Annotated in this window: 1 protein-coding gene; it reads right to left on the bottom strand. The window is 64.5% G+C overall.

Translation table 11 applies throughout. The features are described from left to right. Positions 1–307: phosphate acyltransferase (locus HX855_RS32985; RefSeq protein WP_256736861.1), on the bottom strand; the 307-nt coding region annotated here is incomplete at both ends.

Here is a 307-nt window from a genome sequence, read left to right as displayed (position 1 = left end):
CAACGTGCCGCACGGCGCGGTCTTGATCAACTGCAAGGCCGGGCGAATGGTGTTGGCGGTGGAGTGGATGACGCCGGAGACCAGGCCGTCGACTTCATCCAGCGCAAGCATCATGGTGGCGATCACCACGGTGTCTTCCAGTTGCTGCTCGGCCATCGGCGCGTTGAGGCTTTTGGTTTTGCGCAGGGCCACCATGGGCTCGACGTAACGCTGGCGAATCAGGTCGGGGTCGAGGATCTCCAGGCCTTCGGGCAGTTCGATGCCATGGGCGCGGGCTACGGCTTCCACGTCTGCCGGCTTGGCCAGC

This window comes from Pseudomonas sp. IPO3778 (assembly GCF_013386825.1).
Classification (GTDB): Bacteria; Pseudomonadota; Gammaproteobacteria; order Pseudomonadales; family Pseudomonadaceae; genus Aquipseudomonas.
Note: the sequence above shows the minus strand (reverse complement) of the source record. Positions and strands in the feature narration are given on the sequence as shown.